The sequence below is a fragment of the Microbacterium soli genome, assembly GCF_039539005.1.
GTDB classification, from domain to species: domain Bacteria; phylum Actinomycetota; class Actinomycetes; order Actinomycetales; family Microbacteriaceae; genus Microbacterium; species Microbacterium soli.
This window is the reverse complement of record NZ_BAABCP010000001.1, coordinates 1775406-1797693: the sequence shown is the minus strand read 5'-3', so window position 1 is coordinate 1797693 and position 22288 is coordinate 1775406. Positions and strand designations below refer to the sequence as shown.

Below are 22288 nucleotides of genomic sequence, written 5' to 3'. Positions count from 1 at the left end.
AGAACAGGGGATTCGTCCGGCGCAGGACGAAAACCCCGGCATCCGTCCTGTTCTCGCCGAATCTCCTGTTCTCGCGCGAGACGGACGGCGAGGGGCGGATGCCTGGACACCGCGGACGGATGCCGGGGCACGCGCGGAACGGATGCCGAGGCGCGGGCCGGATACGGCGAGCCCTCCAGCCAAGCACTGGCTGAAGGGCCCGCCGTCCCCCCTCACTCGTGCGCTGCGGTCCTCCTCCGGCCGATCAGCAGCACACCGGCTCCGATGAGCAGCATCACGGCGAGGCCCACGAGCGCGACGGGCGTCTCGGATCCCGTCCCGGCCAGACCGGCGGTCGGGGTGACCACCTCCGGGGACTGCGCCCCCACCGGGTCGCCGTTGGGGTCGGTCCCCTGCGCACTGGCCACGTTCGCCACGCTTCCGCGCGCCCCGTCCGCGGCGGTGACCACGTACGGTGCGGCGGTGGCCGTCACGGTTTCACCGGGCGCGAGCGACGCGATGCTCGACGGTGTGATGTCCGTGAGCTTCGGATCGCTGATCACCACATCCGTGATCGTGACGTTCCCCGTGTTGGTGACGGTGATCGAGTACTCGATGCTCTCCCCCGTCTCGGCGATGCCGCTGCCGTTCGCGTCGATGATCCGCGCCGCCTTGGCGACGTCCAGACCCGGTGCGACGGGGGCCGGAGGCACGTTCACGACCGACGGCGGTGTCTGGATGGGCGTGCCGCCATCCGGCGTCCCGGATGCGGTCGCCGTGTTCTCCAGGCTCCCCGCGAGGATGTCCGCCTCGGTCACGGTGTACGGGTCCGCTGTGAACACGAGCGTCCCGCCGACGGCGAGCGTCGCGGATGCCGGGGTGATCCCGGTGACCCTCGGGTCGCTGACGGTGACGTCATCGATCGCGACGTTCCCGGTGTTCTCCACCTCGAACGTGTAGCTGATCTGCTCACCGAGGTCGGCCATGCCGTTGCCGTTCGTGTCCTCCAGCTGCGCGTGCTTCTCCACGAGCATCCCGGGGTCGAAGGTCGGCGTGGACACGGAGTCCGGCGGTGAGGTGATGGGGTCGCCGCCCGGCGTGGTGCCGGAGCCGGTGGCCAGGTTGATCACCACGCCCTCGTCGACATCCGCCGCCGTCACCGTGTACGGGTCGGCCGTGAACGTCGCCGATTCGGTCGGAGCCAGCGACGCCACGCTTGCCGGGGTGATGCCGGTGAGCATGTCGTCGTCGGCCGAGACGTCGTGGAGCGTGACGTTGCCGGTGTTGGTGAGCACGATCGTGTACTCGATCTGCTCGCCCTCATCCGCGACGCCGTTGCCGTTCGCGTCGTCCAGCTCGGCCGTCTTGTCGGCCACGAGAGCCGGCTCCGGGTCGACGACGTCGACGGTGCTGGTGGACGGATCGCTGGGGACGGTGTCGCCGCCCGGAGCGGTACCCGACGCCGTCGCCTCGTTGAGCACCTCACCCGCGTCGATGTCCGCCTGCGTGACCGTGTACGGGTCGGCGGTGAACACCTGGGTGCCACCGGGCGGGATCGTCGCGGATGCCGGGGTCAGGCCGGTGACCCGGTCGTCGTCGACGGCGACATCGGACAGGGTCACGTTTCCGGTGTTGTCCACCTGGAACGTGTACTCGATGGTCTCACCGAGGTCGGCGACCCCGTTGCCGTTGGCGTCGTTCAGCGAGCTGCTCTTGTCCACCGTCAGTCCGGCGGACACCGGCGCCGGCGGCACATCCGCCGTCGACGGCGGCGAGGTGATCTCCCCACCGCCCGGCACCGTGCCGGTCGCGGTCGCGGTGTTCGAGATCGGATCGCCGGAGAGGATGTCCTCCTCGGTGACGACGTACGTCGCGGTGAAGACCGCGCCGCTGTTCACGTCGATGTCCGTGGATGCGGGCGACACGGAGTCCACGCGCGGGTCGTCGATGACGACGTCCTCGAGCAGGGTGTTCCCGGTGTTCGTGACCTCGAAGGTGTACGTGATCACCTCACCGGGGTCGGCGGTGCCGTTGCCGTTGCCGTCGTTCAACGAGGCGGATTTGACGACGTTCAGCCCGGGGGCGACGGTCTCCGTCGAGGTGCCGGATGTGCTGGTCACCGGCGGCCCGCTCGGAGGGGTGCCCGTGGCGGTGGCCGTGTTGTCCACAGAACCGGACTCGACGTCGTCCTCCGTCACGGTGTACGCCTCCACAGCGGTGAACACCTGCGAGGCGCCCGGTGCCAGCTCGGTCACGGATGCCGGGCTGAGAGCCCCCGCCAGCGGGTCGCTGACCTGCACGTCGGTGAGGGTCACGTTCCCGGTGTTGTAGACGGTGATCGTGTAGGAGATCTGCTCACCGACGTCCGCGACACCGTTGCCGTTGTCGTCGGAGAGCACGGCGTCCTTGACCGACCGCATCCCGGGGTCGTGCTCGACACCGGGCACGGTGACCTCGGCCGGCGGCGGCGTCACCTCGTCACCGTCCACGTCCTCCGCGGTGCCCGTGGCCTCGTTGTGGACCTCGCCGGAGTCGACGTCCTCCTGCGTCACCTCATAGGCGTCGGCGGTGAAGGTCTGGCGTTGCCCGGGCACCAGGTCGGCAGCGCTCGGGGTGATGTTCTCGACCATCGGGTCGGAGATCGACACGTCGAAGATGGGGAGGGTGCCGGTGTTGGTCGCGACGAACGAGTAGTCGATCGTCTCCCCGACATCCGCCCGGCCGTTGCCGTTCGTGTCGTTCAGCTCGGCGAACTTCTCCAGCTTCCAATCCGTCACCGGGTCGGTGGTCGGCACCGTCACGGTGTTCGACGGCACCGGCGGGAGCGGATCGCCGTCGCCCGTCTCACCCGTCACGGTCGCCGTGTTCTCGACCTCCCCGGCGGCCACATCGTCACTGTCGACGACGTAGGTCGCCGTGAAGACCTGCTGCTCGCCGGCGGGGATGTCCGCGGAGGCGGGACTGATGCCGGCGACCAGCGGGTCGTCGACCACGACGTCGTGCAGCGTCACGTTGCCGTCGTTGGTCACGACGAACGTGTACGTGATCTCCTCGCCGAGATCCAGCTCGTCGTTGCCGTTCGTGTCATCGAACTCCGCCGACTTGACGATGCTCAGGCCCGTCCGTGTGGTCTCGGTCGTCGTGGTGCTGGGCGGGGAGTCGATCGGGTCGCCGGTCGGGGTGCTTCCTGTGGCGGTGGCCGTGTTGACGACGGACCCCGCCGCCACATCGGCCGCCTGCACCGTGTACGAGCCGGTGAACTCCTCCGTCTCCCCGGGGGCGATGTCGATCGCATCCGGGGACAGGGTGATCAGCGGGTCGTCGACGGACACGTCGCTCATCGTCACGTTCCCCGTGTTGGTGACCTCGACGGTGTAGTCGATCACCTCGCCCTCGTCCGCGGCGCCGTTGCCGTTGGTGTCCACGAGCGCTGCCCGCTTGACCGTCTGCAGGGCGGGCTCGGCGGGCGCGTCGACGGTCACGCTGGAGGGCGGACTCTCCACGGAACCGAACTCCCCGGTTCCCGTCGCCGTCGCGGTGTTCTCGATCGAGCCGGAGTCGATGTCGGCCTGCGTGAGCTCGTGCACGGCGGAGAAGTCTGCGGTATCCCCGGGGAGAAGAGCCGATACCGTCCCGGGGGTGAGCCCCACGACGTGCGGGTCGTTGACCGTGACGTCCTCGAGCGTCGTCGATCCCAGGTTGGTGACGACGAAACCGTAGTCGATCGTCTCCCCGACGTCGGGGATGCCGTTGCCGTTCTGGTCGTCGAGCTCGGCGGTCTTGACGATCTTCAACGCCTCACGGTCCACGGTGATCGTGTCGTCGGCGTCGTTGTTGTCGCTGACGGGGTCCGCTTCGTTGCCCAGCACGGATGCCGAGTTGGTCAGAGTCCCGGGCTGCTGCGACGGGCTCACCGTCGCCCCGATGCGGAAGGTCTGGCTCTCGCCGGCGGGAAGCCGCCCGCCGCTGCAGGTGAGCTCGGCACCGGCCGCCGTGCACCCGGTCGGCAGCACGAGGTTCTGCAGACCGGTCGGCATGGTGTCCGACACGGTGTAGCCGGACGAGACCCCGGGACCATGGTTGGTGACGGTCAGCGCGAAGCCGCCGTCGCCGCCGACGAGCACCCGGGACTCGTCGAAGGCCTTCGCCAGCTCGAGATCGACGGGGGCCCCCAAGGAGGACGTGGCGTCGTTGTTGCCCGACGGAGGTCCGGAGATCACCGAGACGACCGTGAAGGAAGGATTGGCGGATCCGGCAGCGGCGACACTGATCTGGGCGATGCTGCCGGTCGTGTTGTCCGTGAACCCGATGTTGCCGTTGCCGTAGGTCCAGGAACCGCCCGCCATGAATGCGGCCACCCGGGCAGGCGCGGTGAACGACGTCACCGTGCCGTCTGTGGACAGACGCGAGATCTTCCCCCCGCCGAGCGACCAGAAGTACCCGTCGGCCCAGGTGATGTCGGGGCCTGCGAACGAGCCCTTGAGGGGCACCTCGGGCACCGACGCGCTCGGGTTGGCCACATTGGTGTGGAAGAGCCTGTTGCCGTTGGTGAACCAGAAGTCGTTGGTGCCGTCACGGAATCCGCCGATGTGCGCGCCGATCGGCACCGAGCGCACTTCTTCGATGGCGCCGTTGCTGTGGATGCGGATGATGTGTGCGTTCGAGACCGCGTAGAGGAAGTTGTCCTGCTCGTTGTACCCGATCGCGTTGTATGTGCGGTTCGCGACGCCTCCGACGTTGGAGAACACCAACTCGCCGTCGCCCTGCACACTGCTCTTCAGCTGCGTCGGCGAATCCTGAGCGAGGAAGACCGTGGCCTCCAGGCCGCTGAACGGCGCCGCCGCCGCCGGCGGTGCGACCAGCAGCGCCGCGGCGAAGGCGGTGATCCCCGCGACCGCGACGGCCCGCAATCGGGTCCGGCCTCGCATTGCGGGGGATGAGGATCGGGCAGGGTTCGTTGTGTGGTGTCTGCGACGCACGCTGAGGCAGCCTCTCCGAGAAATGAACTCTTCATCCCCAGATCAGGTCTGACCATGCACTCCCCTTGTGCAGACCCCCCGCTCGGAGGCTATCAGCCCTTTCACAGCCGATACAAGGCCCGCGGACAGGTCCGGGCTCTCGCGTGTCGCGGTCGGGCGCGGACGTGCGGGTGGCCCGAGGTCATGGCTCCACGAGGCACGGACGCGGTGCGCACGGCGACCTGCCGCACGACCCCGGTCGCCGAGAACAGGGGATTCGTCCGCTACAGGCCGATCCCTCCGCATCCGTCCTGTTCTCGGCGAATCTCCTGTTCTCGCGCGGGACGGGTGACGAGAGACGGATGCCGGAGCGCGCCGTCGGATGCCGGAGCGCGCCGTCGGATGCCGGAGCGCGCCGTCGGATGCCGGGACACGCGGCGGACCCGGGGCATCCCGGACCCGCCGCGGGGCGCTCAGTCTCCCGCGGACGCGGCGATCAGCTCATCCACCTGCTCGGCGGTGATCCCCATGCCGAAGGAGCCCAGCCGGCCGATGGGGAACGAGGCCAGCATCTTCGCCATCGCATCGGCGCTCATGATTCCCTCACCGCCCTCGGCGGGCGCGGCGATCCCGGTCAACTGCTCGGCCACGGCCTGCCCCAGCACGGGATGGGCGAGCAGCTCACCCAGGGAGGAGTCGCGGGTGAGCGGCATCCGCACCTCGTCGCCCGAGACCTCGACGACGACGCTGCCGCGGAGGTCGCGGCTGGAGGCGCCGACGTCGACGCGGTACTCGCCGCCCTCCACGACCCAGCGGTCCACGCGGATGTCCCAGTACGCCAGGTCCCGCCGGCGCACCACGACCTCCACCTGCCGCGTGGCGCCCGCCGGGATCTCGACCGAGGCGAACGCCTTCAGCTCCCGCGGGGCCCGTTCGACGGCGGACTGCTCCCGCCCGATGTACACCTGCACGACCTCGCGGCCGTCGCGGTCGCCGGTGTTGGTCACCGCGACGCTCACGGCGACGTCGCCGTCGGCCGTGACGGATGCCGCAGGCGCGCCGTACTCGAATGCGGTGTACGACAGCCCGTGGCCGAACGGGTAGGCGACGTCGATGCGGCGCGCGTCGTACCAGCGATAGCCGACGAGGATCCCCTCGCCGTACCGCACGTGCCCGAACGAACCGGGGAACGACCCGAACGCGGGGGTGTCCTCGATACGATACGGGATGGTCTCCGCGAGACGCCCGGAGGGGTTGACGACGCCCGTGAGCACATCCGCGATGGCGGATCCGCCGGCCTGGCCCAGCAGCCACGCGTCCACGATCGACGGCACGCGGTCGGCGAACGGCAGCGCCACCACCCCGCCGTGCGAGAGCACGACGACGACGTGCGGATTGGCCGCGATCACGGCATCCAGCAGCTCCTGCTGCACGGCAGGGAGATCGATGCCGGTGCGGTCGAAGCCCTCCGACTCCTCCGCTTCCGGCAGCCCCAGGAACACCACCGCGACATCGTGGGCGGCTGCCGTCTCCACGGCCTGGGCGCGCAGCCGTTCGGCGTCGGATCCGTCGAAGGCGAAGCCGGGTGCGAAGCCGACGCCCTCGCCCAGAGACGCCCGCAGCGCGTCCAGGGCGGTGTCCACCCTGGTGGGATTGATGTGCGAGGATCCGCCGCCCTGGAAGCGCGGGGTCCTGGCGAACTCGCCGATGACCGCCACGGACGCGCCGGCGGCGAGCGGCAGCAGGCCGCCCTCGTTCTTCAGCAGCACGATCGAACGGCTCGCGGCCTCCCGCGCCAGAGCGTGATGCGCCTCCACGTCGAGCGGACCCGCGGCCGCCGGACGCGCCTGCGCCCTGCGCACCAGGTCGATCATGCGGCCCGCCGCCGTGTCCAGCACGGCCGGATCCATCCGCCCGGATTCCACGGCCGAGACGATCTCGGCGTCCGTCCGCCCGCCGCTCGCGGGCATCTCCAGGTCGAGCCCCGCCACGAGCGCCGAGACGCGGTCGTTCACCGCTCCCCAGTCCGAGACGACGACCCCGTCGAACCCCCACTCCTCGCGCAGCAACTGCGTGAGCAGCCACGGGTTCTCCGACGCGTAGACGCCGTTGATGCGGTTGTAGGAGCACATCACGGTCCACGGCTTCGCCTCTTCGACCACGCGCTCGAAGCCGCGCAGATACAGCTCGCGCAGCGGACGCGGGTCGATGTCGGCCGACACCCGCATCCGGTCGTCCTCCTGGTTGTTCGCGGCGAAGTGCTTGAGCGAGGCGCCCACTCCCTGCGACTGGATGCCGCGCACCAGCGCCGCCCCCATCACCCCGGAGACCACCGGGTCCTCGGAGAGGTACTCGAAGTTGCGACCGCACAGCGGCGAGCGCTTGAGGTTCACCCCGGGACCGAGGATGACCGCGACGTCCTCGATCGCCGATTCCACGCCCAGTGCCTCACCGACCCGTTCCGCCAGAGCGGGATCGAACGTCGAGCCGAGCGCCGCGGCGGGCGGGAAGCAGGTGGCGGGCACGCTCTCGTTCAGCCCGAGGTGGTCGCTCCTACCCGCCTGCTTGCGCAGTCCGTGGGGACCGTCGGTGAGCATGATCGACGGGATGCCGGCGGCATCGATCGCCTTGGTGGTCCAGAAGTCGGCTCCACTGGTGAGCGAGGCCTTCTGCGCCGTGCTCAGCGCGGCGAGGTCTGCGGTGCGGTCGGTCATGATGTCTCCTTCAGGGGTTCTCCGATGGGGTCGGAAGGGATCCTGCGGCGCAGGAACCAGGGCGTCCGGACGCGGTCCTGCGCCAGCCACGGCGCGAACACCCACCACAGCACCAGGGCCACGCCGACGCCTGCGGCGAGGCCCGCCAGGGTGTCGCTGAGCCAGTGCGCGTTGATCAGCGTGCGCTGCCAGACCATGCCGACCATCAGCAGCACGGCGACGGCGGTCGTGACGGTCCGCGACACCGCCCGCACGGCGGGGATCAGTGCGACGAGCAGCACGGCGATCGCCCCGGCGCTCACCGCGTGACCGGACGGGAACGAGCCGTGATCGACCAGGAACAGCGGCCCGTACAGGCCGGCGGCCTCATCGGCTGCGGGTCGCGGCCTGTTCACCAGGTTCTTCAGCAGCTGCGACACCAGGCCCGGGCCCGCCAGCTGCACGGCCAGCACGAACAGTGCGGAGCGCCAGCGCCCCAGCACCGCCAGGAGGATGGGCACGATCAGCATCATCAGCACGATCCCCGGCAGCTGTCCCAGGTGCTGGAAGAGCATCGGGACGAGGCCCGTGTGCACATCCGACTGCGGGCCGACGCCGATGAGCGACCGCCAGGCGTCGTCGACGCCCTGCGTCCACGGGCTGTGCACGGATGCGGCGACCGCGGCCGACTGCGCGCACACGAGCACGAGCAGCGCGATCCCCCACACCAGCAGTGCCCGTGGACGACGCGCGGCGTTCACAGCAGCGCCTCGACCGCGGCGAACGCCCGCGGCATGTTCGTGGTCACCGCGTCGTACACGCGGGCGGTGCGCGAGGCGCCCGGCTGCGGCCAGCCCGGATCCCCATCGGTGATGAACGCGACCGCGGCGGAGTGCACCTCGTCGGCGAGCGCCTGCGGCGGATGAGGGCCGGCCAGCGGCTCGATGGCGGGACCGTCCAGGCAGTCGAAGAAGAACGGCACGTCGATGCAGTGCTCGGCGAATCCGAAGCTTCCCGACGGCCAGGAGAACCGGTACAGCCAGGTGGGCGCGTCGCCCCGGTCGGCGGCCAGGCGCAGCAGCGCGGTGCGGAACAGACGATCGGTGATCACCCTGCCGGCCAGTCGCGCCTTGCCCTTCGCGAGGACATCGGCGTTGGCCGCGAGGTAGGCGGATCTGCGGTCCTTCGGCACACCCAGCTTTCCCAGCAGCATCCGTGCCGGAACCCAGCGCAGCGCACTGCCGGCATCCGCCGTCGCCATGGAGAACTCGTCATCGGTGGCGCCCATCACCAGGGGTTTGCCTGCGCCGACCCCGGCACGGAGCGATTCGCGGGTCGGTCGCGGGATGAGGTCGCCGTCGACGATCGGTCCCAGCGGGAGGCCCGTCTCCGCCATGGCGTCCAGCGCCTTGGCATCCAGCGTCGTCGCCTTCTTCTGGAGTTCGAGGATCCGCTCCTCCGGCACCGCCGACAGACCTTCGCGAGTCGGCGCGACCCCGGCATCCGCCGCCAGGCGCCTCCCGAACTCCTCCGCACGCTCGGCGGAGACGTCGGTCAGTGCGCCGGATATGGCGTACGCCCGGTGGAACAGGTGCTGCGCGGCTGGCATCCCCAGCAGCGTGAGCACGGCGCCGCCGCCCGCGGACTGCCCCGCGATGGTGACCCGGTCGGGATCGCCGCCGAAGGCCGCGATGTTCTCCTGCACCCATTCCAGGGCCAGCAGCCAGTCGCGCACGCCGCGGTTGGAGGGGGCGTCCTCGATCCAGCCGAAGCCGTCGAAGCCGAGCCGGTAGGAGATGCTCACGGTCACGACGCCGTCGCGGTTGAACGCCCTGCCGTCGTACCAGGGGCTCGCCGGGGAGCCGGCGAAGAACCCTCCGCCGTGGATCCACACCAGCACGGGAAGCCGCTCGTCCTCCCCCGGATGCGGGGTGAAGACGTTGACGTTCAGGGTGGATTCACCCGGAATGCTCGGCTCCGGGATCAGCGTGACCCCCGGATCGCCGCGCTGCGCGGTGGGCCCGAACTCGAGGGCGTCACGCACCCCGGTCCACGGCGCCTTCGGCACGGGCGCGGCGAAGCGCAGCTCCCCGACCGGCGGCTCAGCGAAGGGGATGCCCAGGAAGGCGGCGGAGGCGGCCCTCCCGCTCTCGCCCGTCGGCCGCCAGCGTCCGCGGACCCGGCCCGCGGATGTCTGCACCTCGACGTGCTTCATCTGCGTCTGCGTGGATGCCATGTCGATCACCGCACTCCCTTGATCGGGGCGACCGCGATGGCGGCCAGCACGACGAACACCATGGCGAACACGAACAGCATCGCGTACCCACCCAGCGACGTGATGATCACGGCGGCGATGGCCGGGCTCAGCGCCTGCGGGATGTTCGTGGCGACGTTCAGGATGCCGAGGTCCTTGCCCGCGGCGGTGCCCTCGCTGGGCAGCACCTCGGTCATCAGCGCCGCGTCGACCGACGAGTACAGTCCGAAGCCGATGCCGTTGATCACGCTCATCAGGATCATCCCCGTCATGCTCGGCATGAGCAGGGGCATCAGCAGCCCGACGACCATCACGGCCGACGCCACGTAGATGAACACCTTGCGCCGACCCACGCGGTCGCTCCACCATCCCGAGACGAGGATGGCCACGACGGTCGGGAGCAGGGCGGCCAGAGTCAGAGTGACCACCGCTCCCTGTCCCGCTGTCAGCGACATCCCGATGTAGTCGGTGAGCAGGTACAGCTGATAGGTCATCACCACGAAGTAGCCCAGGATCAGCAGGAAGCGGGCCGTGAAGGCCCAGAAGAAGTCGGGGTGCCTGCGCGGGTTGATCCAGAAGCCCGCGAAGAACTGCGCCCAGCGGAACGGCTCCACCGCGGAGTCCTTCGAGGACCAGTCCCGGTTCACCAGCACGAACAGCACGGTGATGACCAGCACGCCCGCTCCGAAGGTGGAGTAGCCGATCCCGATCTGCGCGCCCAGAGCCGCGGCGAGCATGACGCCGACGGTCATGCCCAGCTGCATGCCCAGGCCCATCATCGCGCTCGCAGTGCCGCGCCGGGACCGCGGGAAGCGGTCGGCCGTGATGGTGGTCAAGGGCGCCTGCAGGAAGTTCAGGGCGACCTGGATGATCACCCAGAACACCGTGATCCACAGGATGTCGGTCAGCGAGCCCAGCCCGAACAGGAAGATCGCGCCGACGACGGCCCCGAGGACCATCCACGGAGCGCGACGCCCGAACCGGGAGCGGGTGCGGTCGCTGAGTGCACCCGCGATCGGCTGGGCGAACAGCGTGAAGATGAAGGAGGTCGTGGTGACGATCGCGAGATTGCCGACCTTGTCGGCCTCGTCGATCAGCGCGACCTGTGACGGCAGCAGGATCGAGACCAGTCCGCCGTACGTCGCGAACAGGACCAGCGACGTGACCAACAGGCTCGGCAGCAGTCGCTTGGTGGCCGGTGGGCTCGCGGCGGGCGCACCGGCATGAGGCGGAGTCGCCGAGATGGTGCCGGTCGGTGCGAGAGCGGGCGCGGGATCGGATGGAGGTACGGACATGGGTTGCTCCTCGTCGAGCGGTTCGGCTCAGATACCGAACGCTGTTTGGTATTCGTGAGCCATGCTGACAGATCCATGTCGGGAGCGCAAGGGATTACCGAATAATGTTCGGGTTTCATTCGCGGACGGGTACTGTGGAGTCATGGCACGACGGGGGGCGTATGCGAAGGGCGTCGCCAAGCGGGAGGAGATCCTCGAGGCGGCGCTCCGGGTCGTCGCCGATCAGGGCTACCGTCGCGCCTCGGTGCGCGAGATCGCGGATGCCGCGGGGCTGAGCCCGGCCGGACTGCTGCACTACTTCGGGTCGAAGGAGGAGCTGTTCCTGGCCATCCTCCAGGCGCGCGACGAGCATGACGCCCGGGACCACGCCGGCACCGCCTTCCTCGACGCGTTCCTCGCCGTCGTCCGGCACAACATCACCGTTCCCGGCCTCGTGACGCTGTACGCGCAACTGGCCGCGGAGGCCGGCGACCCCGGGCATCCGGCCCGTGACTTCTTCATGGCCCGCACCGCGAATCTCAGGGAGATCGCCCGCGAGGAGATCGCCGCCGCGCAGCGGGACGGGCGGATCCGCGCCGACCTCGACCCGGAATGGGTGATGCGCGCTCTGCACGCCCTCGCCGACGGACTGCAGACCGCATGGATGCTCGACCCCGACATCGACATGGCCGCCGACATCGAGCAGTTCCTCCTCGTGATCAGGCCCAGCTGATGTCCGCAGACCCGATCGTCCCCACCCCGGAGGGGCCCGTCCGCGGCATCCGTCGTGCAGACGGGACGCTGGCCTTCCTCGGCATCCCGTACGCCGCTCCGCCCACGGGCGAGCGCCGCTTCCTCGCCCCACAGCCGGTCGCGCCGTGGAGCGAGCCGCTGGACGCGACGGCCTACGGCCCGACGCCGCAGCGCCGCCCCGAGGACAACGCGATCATCCCGGAGCCCAGCGTGCCCGGCGACAGCACCCTGAACCTCAACGTCTTCACCCCGTCGCCGGACGGTGCCCGCCCCGTGCTGGTGTGGATCCACGGCGGCGGGTTCTCCGCGGGGTCGCCGGCCAGTCCGTGGTATGACGGTCATGCCTTCAACCGGGACGGCATCGTGACCGTCTCGGTGTCATACCGGCTGGGCTTCGACGGGTTCGGCGTGATCGACGGCATCCCCGACAACCGCGGCGTGCGCGACTGGATCACGGCCCTCGAGTGGGTGCAGCGCAGCATCCGTGCGTTCGGAGGCGACCCGGATCGGGTCACCATCGCAGGACAGTCCGCGGGCGGCGGAGCCGTGCTCACACTGCTGGGCATGCCGAGTGCGCAGCAGCTGTTCCACCGGGCGATCTCGCTCAGCGGCGCCCTCGGCGATCTGCCGCGCACGCTCGCGCGCGAGCGCAGCCTCCGCCTGGCCGAACTGGTCGGCACCGAGCCGACGTCCGAGGGCTTCCGCGCCGTCGGCGAGCGGGAGCTGACTCGCCGTCAGCACGAGGCGTCACTGCTGGGGAAGACCGGCCTGGCGGCGACGACGTCGACACTCACCGACGGACTGCCCTGGGGGCCCGTCATCGACGGGGAGCTGATCACCCGAGCGACGCCCGAGTCCCTCGCGGCCGGCATCGGCTCCGGCAAGCCCCTGCTGCTGGGGGCGACGGACGACGAGTTCACGATGGTGTTCGACAGCGCGCCGCGGATGCTGCGGTGGGTCCCGGTGGGCTTGGCGCTGCGGGTCGTGGAGCGCTCCCGCGCCGTGCGGCGCAACTGGCGACGCGCGAACCGGGATCGCCGCGGAACCGGCGCGGCGCTGGGCCGCTTCGTCACAGACAGGGTGTTCCGCTCGCTCGTCGTGCGAGTCGCAGAGGCGCGGCGGAACGCCGGGACCTGGGTGTACCGGTTCGCGTGGGCCTCACCGATCAACGGCTGGGCGCATCACTGCCTGGATGTGCCGTTCTGGTTCGACTGCCTGACCGAAGAGTACGTCGCCGCCGTCACGGGCCCGACACCGCCGCAGGCCCTTGCGGATGACATGCATGCGGTCGCCGTGGCGTTCGTGCACGACGGGGAACCGGGTTGGCCCGACTGGCACACCGACCCCGGCACGACCCGGGTTTTCGGCGATCAGCCGGCGATCTCCCGCAGCGCCTACGACGACGCCCTCCCGCTGCTCTGACGCCCGGCGCCCTGCCCCCCTCTCCCCGCGCGCCTTGCCCTCCCCGCGCGCCTTGCCCCTCCCCGCGAGCCACCACGCACGCCGCGAGCCACCAGGCGAGATCACGTGATCTGCCTGGTGGCTCGATGATCGCCTGGTGGCTCGGCGGGTGGTGCGGTGGCGGGGCGGGCGGTGAGCGGCGGCGCGCAGCGCGGGCTCAGCGCACGGGCTGCAGCAGCGGGATCTCGTAGCGGTGCGGGGTGCCGAAGCGGTGCGCGGTGATCGACACGGCCTGCTCGCGCAGGAACGTCAGCAGCTCCACCCGACCGGCGGCCACCACCGGGTTCGCGTAGATCGCCAGGCTCGGCGAGCCGTTCACGGCGGCGGCCGTGGCGGCGGCATCCGCTCCGATCATGCGCACCCGCGAGCCGGCGTCCGCGAGCCTGCGCGCGTGCGCGCCCCAGGCATCCGCATCCTCGGTCACGACCGTCACGTCGTGCGCACCCAGCCAGGTGACCACGGCGGCGGGAAGAGCGGATGCCGTGCTCACCGTCACCCGGGAGCCCGCGCGCACCCCGGCGGCGGCGACCCGGACCAGCTCGGCCACGCGCGTCCCCTCGTACCGGAGTGTGACGGGCACCGCCTGATACCGCAGCGCGTTCTGCTCGGTGACCAGGCCGGTGGCGTCGCGAACGATGCCGAACTCCGCGCCCCAGGCATCGATGTCGGTGGCCAGCGCACCGCGCAGCCACGCGGCGTCCTCGCCGGGGATCTCCGTGGCATCGGCGAGCTTCGCGGCCGACAGCCCCAGCTCGTCCAGCGGACGGGTGGTCCGCACCGCGGCATCCGTCCACTCACTGAGCCCGACCAGGTAGTTCGGGCCGCCGGCCTTGGATCCGGCCCCGACGGCGGCCTTCTTCCAGCCGCCGAACGGCTGGCGCTGCACGATGGCACCGGTGGTGCCACGGTTGACGTACGCGTTGCCGGCCTGGATGTTCGCGAGCCACTGCTGGATCTCGTCGTCGTCGAGCGAGTGGATGCCGCTGGTGAGGCCGTAGTCGATGTCGTTGACGATGTCGATCGCCTCGGTCAGGGTGTCGGCGGTCATGACACCGAGGACCGGGCCGAAGTACTCCACTCTGTGGAACTCGCTGCCGCGCTGCACGCCGTCGCGGATGCCGGGGCTCCACACCTGGCCGTCCTCGTCGAGCTTCTCCGGCTTCAGCATCCACGACTGACCGGGATGCAGCTCGGTGAGGGCGCTGAGCAGCTTGCCCTCGGCGGGCCCGATCAGCGGTCCGATGCGGTTGACCCCGTCCTCGGGCGCGCCGACCTCGTAGGAGCGCACGGCGTCGATGAGCTGACGCCGGAACCGCTCCGAGGTGGCGACGGAGCCCACCAGCACCACGAGCGACGCCGCGGAGCACTTCTGACCCGCGTGTCCGAACGCCGAGTACGCGACGTCCTTCGCGGCGAGGTCGAGGTCTGCCGACGGTGTCACGATGATGGCGTTCTTGCCGCTGGTCTCGGCCAGCAGCGGCAGATCCGGCCGGAAGCTGCGGAACAGCTCGGCGGTCTCGTATCCGCCGGTGAGGATCACGCGGCCCACGGCCGGGTCGCTGACCAGCCGGGCGCCCAGCTCGCGTCCGTCCAGCTGCACGTACTGCAGCACGTCGCGCGGTACTCCCGCCTCCCACAGCGCCTCGACCATGACGGCGCCCGAGCGCCTGGCCTGCCGGGCGGGCTTGATGATCACGGGGGATCCGCTGGCCAGCGCCGACAGCGTGGAGCCCGCGGGGATCGCGACGGGGAAGTTCCATGGCGGGGTGACGACGGTCAGGGCGACGGGGTGCATCTCGGCGCCGTCGACGTCGGCGAGCCGCTTGGCGCTCTCGGCGTAGTAGTGCGCGAAGTCGATGGCCTCGGAGACCTCGGGGTCACCCTGCTCGATGACCTTGCCGGCCTCGGAGCCCATCACCTCGAGCAGCTCGGCACGGCGGGCCTGGAGCGCGTCACCCGCGCGATGCAGGATCTCGGCACGGCCTGCGACGCCCAGTGCACGCCAGGCCTCGCCGGCCGCGACACCCGTGCTGATGCGCTCGTCGACCTCCGCAGCGGTGCGCAGCGTGTTCGCGGCGACGGTGTCGTTCCCGAGCGTCGATCCCCGCATCCGGGAGCGGATCGCATCCGCCCACTCGCGGTTGGCCGCCAATGAGGGATCGGTGTCGGGGGTGTTGACGAAGCCGTCGCGCAGGCCCGGGGCCTGCGGCTGACGGCGGTCCTGCGTGCGGTTCGGTCCGGGCACTTCGGCGGGGACTCCGGCGACGGATGCCAGGAAGCGCTGCTTCTCGCGCTCGAACAGCTTCGGGTCGGCGTCCAGGTCGAAGACCGCCGACATGAAGTTCTCCTGGCTGGCGCCCTCCTCGAGGCGGCGGATGAGGTAGGCGATCGCGACGTCGAACTCGTCGGGGTGCACGACGGGGGTGTACAGCAGCAGCGAGCCGACGGTGCGCTTGACGACCGCGGCCTGCGCGGATGCCATTCCCAGCAGCATCTCGAACTCGACGCCGTCCTGCACTCCGCGCCGAGAGGCCAGCAGCCAGGCCAGGGCGATGTCGAACAGGTTGTGGCCGGCGACGCCGATGCGCACGTTCCCGATGTGCTCGGGGCGCAGGGCGTACTCGAGCACGGCCTTGTAGGAGGAGTCGGACTCCTGCTTGCTCGACCAGGTCGCCGGCTCCCATCCGTGGGCTTCGGCATCGGCGGTCTCCATCGGCAGGTTGGCGCCCTTCACGACGCGCACCTTGATGGGGGCGCCGCCTCCTGCGACGCGCGCGGACGCCCACTCCTGCAGGCGCATCATGGCGCTCAGGGCGTCGGGCAGGTACGCCTGCAGCACGATGCCCGCTTCGAGGTCGCGGAACTCGGGGCGGTCCAGGATGGCGGTGAAGACCGCGATGGTCAGATCGAGGTCCTTGTACTCCTCCATGTCGAGGTTGATGAACTTCTTCGGCCCGCGCGCGGGCTTGGCGGCGATCTCGTACAGCGGCCGCAGCGCCTCGGATGCCTCCGCCACGGCCTGGTCGAACGCCCAGGGGCTGTGCGGCGCGACCGTGGAGGACACCTTGATGGAGACGTAGTCCACGTCGTCGCGCAGGAGCAGACGCCGCGTGCCCTCCAGGCGGCGGACGGCCTCGTCCTTGCCGAGGATGGCCTCGCCGAGCAGGTTGATGTTGAGCTTCACGCCCTGGGAGTCGCGGATGTGCTTGATGGCCGCACCGAGCTTCTCGTCGCGGGCGTCGACGATGAGGTGGCGCACCATCTGCCGCAGCACCGCGCGGGCCGACGGCACGACGATGCCGGGGAGCATGCCGGCGGTCGCGCCGCCCAGGCCGATCGCGCCGCGCATGATCGCGGGCAGGAAGGCGGGGGTCAGCGGGACGAGCTCCTTGAGCTTCGCGGCGGCGACCTTCAGGTCCTCGGGTCGCACCACGCCGTCGACGAATCCGACGGTGAAATCCAGGCCCTTCGGGTCGCGGAGGACGCCGGCAAGGCGGGCGCCCGCGGCGTCCACGGGCACCTCGCGGCTGTCGACGAGCCACTTGCGCACCAGGGCGATGGCGTCATCGGCGAGGTCCGCCAGGTCGGACAGGGCTGCATCATCGGAGCGCATGGAGGTGGTCATGATCTCAGGATGCCTCGACCGACTGTCGATGAAAAGCGAACGTTCTCGATGGATAATATTCGTACTTCTCGATCCATCATCTGCGACGAGAGCGAAAAGGCCGATGGGATGAACGGGGCGGAGACAACGAAGGAGGGGAGACGTTGTTCGAGCTGAGACGACTCCGGCTGCTGCACGAGCTGGCACTGCGGGGCACGATCGCGGAGGTCGCCGCCTCGCTGTCGTACTCGCCGTCCACCGTGTCGCAGCAGCTGAGCCTGCTGGAGCGCGAGGCCGGAGTCGCCCTGCTGGAACCGGACGGCAGGCGGGTGCGGCTGACGCCGCAGGGACGGATGCTCGCGCAGCACGCCGCCCGAGCGCTGCAGCTCGACGAGGCCGCGCGTGCCGCGCTGGCCGCCTCACCGGGATGGGAGACCGTCCGCCTCTCGGCGATGCCGACAGCCGCCGAGACCATCGTCCCGGCGGCGCTGACGCTACTGGCACGCCGTGCGCCCGAGCTGCGCGTGGAGCTGGCGGAACTGCCCCCGGAGGAGAGCCTGTTCGAGCTGTGGGCGCGCCGCTTCGACCTCGTCATCGCCGAGCAGTACCCGGGGCATTCGCGCGAACTGCGCGACGGCATCGAGCACGACCTCATCGGTGAGGACCCCATCCGCGTCGTGCTGCCGCCCTGGGAGCATCCGCTCCCCCTCCACGAGCTGCGAGAACGCGCCTGGGTCCTGGAGCCCGAGGGGACGGCCGCACGGCGATGGGCCGTGCAGCAGTGCCGGGCGGCCGGGTTCGAGCCCGACGTCCGCTACGAGGCCGCCGACCTCACCGCGCATGTGCGGCTGGTGGCCTCCGGCCACGCTGTGGGCATGCTGCCGGACCTGATCTGGAACGACGAGCCGAGCCCGCTCACCGTCGCCGACCTGCCCGGCTCCCCCGTGCGCGAGGTCTTCGCGGCCGTGCGGACGGCCTCCCTCGCCGACGAATCGGTGTCGCTCGTGCGCACCGCTCTCCGTGACGCGTTCGCCGCGCATCGGCGCAGGGCGCCCTGAACGCGCGGCCGGTGCGGCCGCCGCGTTCGTTCGCACCGGCGAGAACCGGTCAGAGAGCGCGTACGCTCGCGTGCGGCATCCGCTCCCGCATCACCCGCACCGCCTCGGGACTGGAGTCGACGAGCACGGCGTCACGGCCGAGCGCAGAGGCCACGGCGCCCGTCGTCCCCGATCCCGCGAACAGGTCCAGCACCCGGTCGCCGGGGCGCGAGGAGGCCTGCACGATGCGGCGCAGCACGCCCTCGGGCTTCTGCGTCGGGTAGCCGGTCTTCTCCCGGCCGGAGGTCGGCACGATCGTGTGCCACCAGACATCGGTGGGCAGCTTGCCGCGGGCGGCCTTCTCCGGGGTGACCAGGCCCGGCGCCATGTAGGGCTCGCGGTCCACGGCATCCGAGTCGAAGAAGTACGCACGCGCGTCCTTCACGTACACGAGGATCGTGTCGTGCTTGGTGGGCCAGCGCCGCCGGGACTTGGCGCCGAAGTCGTACGCCCAGATGAGTTCGTTGAGGAACGCGTCGCGCCCGAACACGGCATCCAGCATCACCTTGGCGTAGTGCGCCTCGCGGTAGTCCAGATGCAGGTACAGCGTGCCGTCGTCGGCCAGCAGCCGCCAGGCCTCCTCCAACCGCGGCATGAGGAACTCGCCGTAGTCGTCGAAGCGGTCGTCGTAGGCGCGCAGCATGCCGCGCACGCGCTCGTAGGCCAGCCCATGGAAGCCGCGCCGCACCTCCCCCTCGGCCTCGCCCCCGGCTCGGCGGGCGGTGACGACCTGCCGCTCCTGGGTGCGGCCGGTGTTGAACGGGGGGTCCAGGTAGACGAGAGTGAAGGATCCGGATGCCAGGGTCGCGGCGGCCGCGAGGTTGTCGCCCTCGATGATCTCGACGGAGCCGGCTTCGACGGACGACGAGGTGCTCACGGCACGCGGTGCAGCCACGCGTCGGTCGCGAACTTCGACTCCACCAGCGCCTCGGCATCCGCGTACTCATCCGGCGTGATGCGTCCGTCCTCCGCGCCGGTCAGCGCACGGAAGGTCGCGATGAACCGCGAGATGATCTCGCTTCGCTCCATGCCGGTCTGGGTGCGCAGCGGGTCCACGCGCTTGGCGGCGGAGGTGGTGCCCTTGTCGCTGAGCTTCTCACGGCCGATGCGCAGCACCTCGGTCATCACCTGGCCGTCGATGTCGTACGAGATCGTGGCGTGGTGGAGCACGCCGCCGTTGGCGAGCCGCTTCTGGGCGGCGCCGCCGATCTTGCCGGTGGGCGAGGCGATGTCGTTGAGCGGCTGATAGGTCGCTTCGATGCCGATCGAACGCAGCGCCTGGAGCACCCAGTCATCCAGGAATGCGTAGGAATCGGCGAACGTCATGCCCTGCACGAGGGATGCCGGGACATACAGCGAGTATGTGATGATCTGACCCGCGGCCATCATCATGGCCCCGCCGCCGGAGATCCTGCGCACGACGTCGAAGCCGTGCCTGGCGGCGCCCTCCGGGTCGACCTCATTGCGGTACGACTGGAAGGAGCCGATCACGACGGCCGACTCGTCCCACTCCCAGATGCGCAGAGTGGGGCGGCGACGCCCCTCGCCCACGCGCGAGGTGAGCACCTCGTCGAGCGCGAGATTCATGCGCGGTGACACGGCCTTCTCGTGCACGATCTCCCAGTCGAAATCGCGCCACCCCGGCGCGGTCACCAGGGCGCGTCGCACGACGGTTCCGACGGAGTCCGGCGAGAAGCCCAGGAGCTGCGCGCCCTCGGGCAGCGCGGTGCGCACGGCTGCGGCGATGGTGGAGGCATCGGCCTCGACGGGCATGCCCTCGATGGCGGCGTTGATGGCCTCCAGCGCCGTGTCCGGCTCGAGGAAGAAGTCTCCGGCCAGTCGGAAGTCGCGGATCAGGCCGTCCTGCACCTCGAGATCGACGACGACGAGCTTTCCACCGGGAACCTTGTACTCACCATGCACGCGTCCAGCTTAAGCCGCGTCGAGTCCGGACGCGCCGCCCGGGGCGTCAGGGCGGTGCGGCACGGCATCCGCACCCCACCGCCCGGGGGATTCAGCCCGCCGCGCGCGATGCCGAAGCGAGGTACGTCTCCACGCCCTTCGCCATGCCGGGCTGGTGCTCCCGCATGATCCGCTGCAGAATGGGCCCGCGCTCCGAGGTGTGGTCGTATTCGAACTCGCCCGCCAGTGAATACCACGTCGTGGGGACGGCCCCTGCGAGCACCATCCGCTGCACAGCGGTGTCGTGCGTCTCGCGCGTGAGACTCCCCGAAGCGTCGACCACGAGGTTCACCTCGTACCCGAGACGGAGAGCTCCCAGCACGGTCTGCAGCACGCATCCTTCGGTGGACACACCCGCGATGGCCAGGCGCCGGCGTCCCGTGGCCTCGACCGCCGCAGCGAATGCGGGATCCCCGAAGGCATTGGTGGCGCCCGGACGCTCGATGATCGGGTGATCTCCGAGCACATCGATCAGCTCCGGGTACAGCGGGCCGGAGGGCTTGCTGCGCAACCCGTTGGTGACGACGAGCCCACTGCCGAACAGCACGGCAGTCCTGGCGAGGCCGACGACGTTGTTGATATGGGCGCCGAGGTCATGGGAACGCAGCAGGTTCGCGAATCCGACGGCGTGATCGACCAGGATAATCGTGGTGTTCTCGGGGGTGAGCGGCTCGGGAATGGTCATGATGCTCTCCTTATGGTGTGAGCGGGATGGATGCTCGGTCCGCCGGTCAGATTCCGACAGGCCGGGCGTGGACGCTGATCCCCAGCACGCTCCGCTTCTCGCGGAGGGCGCGCAGGATCAGCAGGACGGCGCCGAGAGCCGCCCAGCTCAGGAGGATGGCGAGCGGACGGCCCGAACTCGCGTCGAGGTAGACATCAGCACGCACGAGGGAGATGAACTGTGCGAACGGATGCCATCGGCCGATCCAGCGCACGCCGGACGGGAGCATGTCGGCATTCACCGTGGCACCCGAGGAGGGGATGCCGAGGATGAGGACGAACGTCATCGCGAGCGGCATGAAGAGCCGACGAGCGTACAGCGCAGCAGCGGTGGTGAGCCAGCCGATCGTCTGCGTGAGCAGAAGCGCGTATCCGAGCAGCCGAAGGTCCGGGGGGATCGCGTGCAGGCTTGCGGCGACGGCGAAGCTGAACACGGCGGAGAACAGGCCGGCTGCGAGGATCACCGCTGCCTTCTTCCCGATCGGCCATGGGCCCGCCTGAAGCAGGACGATCGAGACGATCAGCCCGACGAGGAGGTTGGGAAGCGCGTAGAAGAACAGCCCCGTGCCCGATGCGTCTCCCTGCGGCAGCGGATTCACGTCGACCACCGTCAGAGGCTGCGGGGACGTCTCCGCGAACAGGTCCTCGAGATACCCGGCACGGGTGGAGCTCGCGGCCGACGCGAGCAGCAGCTCGGCACCATCCGTGGCCGCAGCGAGTGCGCCGGATGCGACCAGGGCACGTGCCTGCACGGGATCCTCGACCCCGATCAGGTCGATTCCGGCAGGCAGCTCGGGGAAGTCCGACTGCTCGGCAGGGGCGACGAGCCCCACCTCGATCCCGTGCGGAGCCGGATGCGCGAAGGCCTGGAGCCCCAGAACGGCGAATCCGGCGGCGAAGAAGCAGGGGAACCACAGCACGGCCAGAACTCGCCGCCAGCTCCCGCCGACGGTGCGGCGCGGAGGGTGGGTGGGTGCCGCATCGAGGCGATGACTTGACATGTCAACTATGGTGCATCCGCATGACTTGATGTGTCAAGTCGGACGTGGAAGACTCCTCGTATGACGGACTCCCTCACGACCGAGGAACTACGGCTCTGGCGTGATTTCCTGCAGTGGACCGAGCAGACGATGACCGCCGTCGGCGCCGATCTCGCCTCGAACTCGTCGATGTCGGTCAGCGACTTCGAAGTCGCGGTCCGAGTGCAGGAGGCCGGCGGGGTCGTGCTCCAGCGCGTGCTCGGCGAGCACCTGGGCTGGTCGGCATCCCGGCTCTCGCACCAGCTGCGCCGCATGGAGAAGCGAGGGCTGCTCACCCGGCCCAAGTCCGGACACGGGCGTTCGATGCAGGTGGTGCTCACCGCTTCCGGGCGGGCGGAGCTCGACTCCGCCCTCGCCGTGCATGCGCGCTCCGTGCGCGAGCACTTCCTCAGCACCCTCGGCTCCAGCACCGCCGACATCATTCCCCGCGCGACGTCACCGGTGCGTTGCCCGAAGCGCATCCAGACCGCTCGCGCGCGCGGCTGAACCG

At 70.2% G+C, this 22288-nt stretch carries 14 protein-coding genes; 4 read left to right on the top strand and 10 right to left on the bottom strand.

Translation table 11 applies throughout. The annotated features are described in order from the left end of the window. Positions 1-212: 212 nt before the first annotated feature. From ABD770_RS08340 to ABD770_RS08320, 5 genes are all read right to left on the bottom strand, one after another. Entirely contained in the window at positions 213-4907 is a 4695-nt protein-coding gene (locus ABD770_RS08340) for a DUF7507 domain-containing protein (protein ID WP_344819080.1), read from the bottom strand. Positions 4908-5410: 503 nt separating this feature from the next. Then, positions 5411-7651 (bottom strand): glycoside hydrolase family 3 C-terminal domain-containing protein, encoded by a 2241-nt coding sequence (locus tag ABD770_RS08335; protein WP_344819079.1) that lies wholly within the window; start codon positions 7649-7651, stop codon positions 5411-5413. Then, positions 7648-8391, bottom strand: coding sequence for a phosphatase PAP2 family protein (locus tag ABD770_RS08330; RefSeq protein ID WP_344819078.1), 744 nt, complete (start codon positions 8389-8391; stop codon positions 7648-7650). Before ABD770_RS08330 ends, ABD770_RS08335 begins: the two co-directional genes overlap by 4 nt. Next, positions 8388-9866 carry a carboxylesterase/lipase family protein gene (locus ABD770_RS08325; protein WP_344819077.1) on the bottom strand — a complete coding sequence of 493 codons (1479 nt, stop codon included), beginning with the start codon at positions 9864-9866 and terminating at the stop codon, positions 8388-8390. Before ABD770_RS08325 ends, ABD770_RS08330 begins: the two co-directional genes overlap by 4 nt. 5 nt (positions 9867-9871) lie before the next feature. Then, a complete protein-coding gene (locus ABD770_RS08320) occupies positions 9872-11179 on the bottom strand; it encodes an MFS transporter (protein WP_344819076.1) in 1308 nt (435 codons plus the stop codon). A gap of 142 nt (positions 11180-11321) precedes the next feature. On the opposite strand from ABD770_RS08320, the gene ABD770_RS08315 reads away from it, so the two are divergent. Both ABD770_RS08315 and ABD770_RS08310 read left to right on the top strand, forming a co-directional pair. Beyond that, a complete protein-coding gene (locus ABD770_RS08315) occupies positions 11322-11891 on the top strand; it encodes a TetR/AcrR family transcriptional regulator (RefSeq protein WP_344819075.1) in 570 nt (189 codons plus the stop codon). Further along, positions 11891-13333 (top strand): carboxylesterase/lipase family protein, encoded by a 1443-nt coding sequence (locus ABD770_RS08310; RefSeq protein ID WP_344819074.1) that lies wholly within the window; start codon positions 11891-11893, stop codon positions 13331-13333. Before ABD770_RS08315 ends, ABD770_RS08310 begins: the two co-directional genes overlap by 1 nt. A gap of 196 nt (positions 13334-13529) precedes the next feature. On the opposite strand, the gene ABD770_RS08305 is transcribed toward ABD770_RS08310, so the two are convergent. Further along, positions 13530-16997, bottom strand: a complete 3468-nt coding sequence (locus ABD770_RS08305) for a bifunctional proline dehydrogenase/L-glutamate gamma-semialdehyde dehydrogenase (protein ID WP_344819073.1) — start codon at positions 16995-16997, stop codon at positions 13530-13532. A 143-nt stretch (positions 16998-17140) separates the two neighbouring features. Between ABD770_RS08305 and ABD770_RS08300 the strand changes: the two genes are divergently transcribed. Further along, positions 17141-18034, top strand: coding sequence for a LysR family transcriptional regulator (locus ABD770_RS08300; RefSeq protein ID WP_344819072.1), 894 nt, complete (start codon positions 17141-17143; stop codon positions 18032-18034). A gap of 49 nt (positions 18035-18083) precedes the next feature. Here the strand turns inward: ABD770_RS08300 and ABD770_RS08295 are convergent, their stop codons facing one another. The 4 genes from ABD770_RS08295 to ABD770_RS08280 form a co-directional block, all read right to left on the bottom strand. Then, on the bottom strand, positions 18084-18968 hold the full coding sequence (locus ABD770_RS08295; protein WP_344819071.1) for a DNA-methyltransferase: 885 nt from the start codon (positions 18966-18968) through the stop codon (positions 18084-18086). Continuing rightward, on the bottom strand, positions 18947-19996 hold the full coding sequence (lplAB, locus tag ABD770_RS08290; RefSeq protein WP_344819070.1) for a lipoate-protein ligase LplAB: 1050 nt from the start codon (positions 19994-19996) through the stop codon (positions 18947-18949). The genes ABD770_RS08295 and lplAB overlap by 22 nt, the downstream gene beginning before the upstream one ends. A gap of 91 nt (positions 19997-20087) precedes the next feature. Next, positions 20088-20720: an isochorismatase family protein gene (locus ABD770_RS08285; RefSeq protein WP_344819069.1), complete on the bottom strand. Its 633-nt coding sequence runs from the start codon at positions 20718-20720 to the stop codon at positions 20088-20090. Between the two features lie 46 nt (positions 20721-20766). After that, complete coding sequence (locus tag ABD770_RS08280; RefSeq protein ID WP_344819068.1) at positions 20767-21759, bottom strand: hypothetical protein; 993 nt, start codon at positions 21757-21759, stop codon at positions 20767-20769. 60 nt (positions 21760-21819) lie between these two features. Here ABD770_RS08280 and ABD770_RS08275 point away from each other — a divergent pair, with 60 nt between their 5' ends. After that, positions 21820-22284: a MarR family winged helix-turn-helix transcriptional regulator gene (locus tag ABD770_RS08275; RefSeq protein ID WP_344819066.1), complete on the top strand. Its 465-nt coding sequence runs from the start codon at positions 21820-21822 to the stop codon at positions 22282-22284. Positions 22285-22288: the final 4 nt, after the last annotated feature.

Excerpts from the sequence above, each read along its gene's own strand:
- ABD770_RS08340 (WP_344819080.1), bottom strand. The coding sequence starts at position 4,907 with ATGCGAGGCCGGACCCGATTGCGGGCCGTCGCGGTCGCGGGGATCACC.
- ABD770_RS08335 (WP_344819079.1), bottom strand. The coding sequence starts at position 7,651 with ATGACCGACCGCACCGCAGACCTCGCCGCGCTGAGCACGGCGCAGAAG.
- ABD770_RS08325 (WP_344819077.1), bottom strand. The coding sequence starts at position 9,866 with ATGGCATCCACGCAGACGCAGATGAAGCACGTCGAGGTGCAGACATCC.
- ABD770_RS08320 (WP_344819076.1), bottom strand. The coding sequence starts at position 11,179 with ATGTCCGTACCTCCATCCGATCCCGCGCCCGCTCTCGCACCGACCGGC.
- ABD770_RS08315 (WP_344819075.1), top strand. The coding sequence starts at position 11,322 with ATGGCACGACGGGGGGCGTATGCGAAGGGCGTCGCCAAGCGGGAGGAG.
- ABD770_RS08310 (WP_344819074.1), top strand. The coding sequence starts at position 11,891 with ATGTCCGCAGACCCGATCGTCCCCACCCCGGAGGGGCCCGTCCGCGGC.
- ABD770_RS08305 (WP_344819073.1), bottom strand. The coding sequence starts at position 16,997 with ATGACCACCTCCATGCGCTCCGATGATGCAGCCCTGTCCGACCTGGCG.
- ABD770_RS08285 (WP_344819069.1), bottom strand. The coding sequence starts at position 20,720 with ATGACCATTCCCGAGCCGCTCACCCCCGAGAACACCACGATTATCCTG.
- ABD770_RS08280 (WP_344819068.1), bottom strand. The coding sequence starts at position 21,759 with ATGTCAAGTCATCGCCTCGATGCGGCACCCACCCACCCTCCGCGCCGC.
- ABD770_RS08275 (WP_344819066.1), top strand. The coding sequence starts at position 21,820 with ATGACGGACTCCCTCACGACCGAGGAACTACGGCTCTGGCGTGATTTC.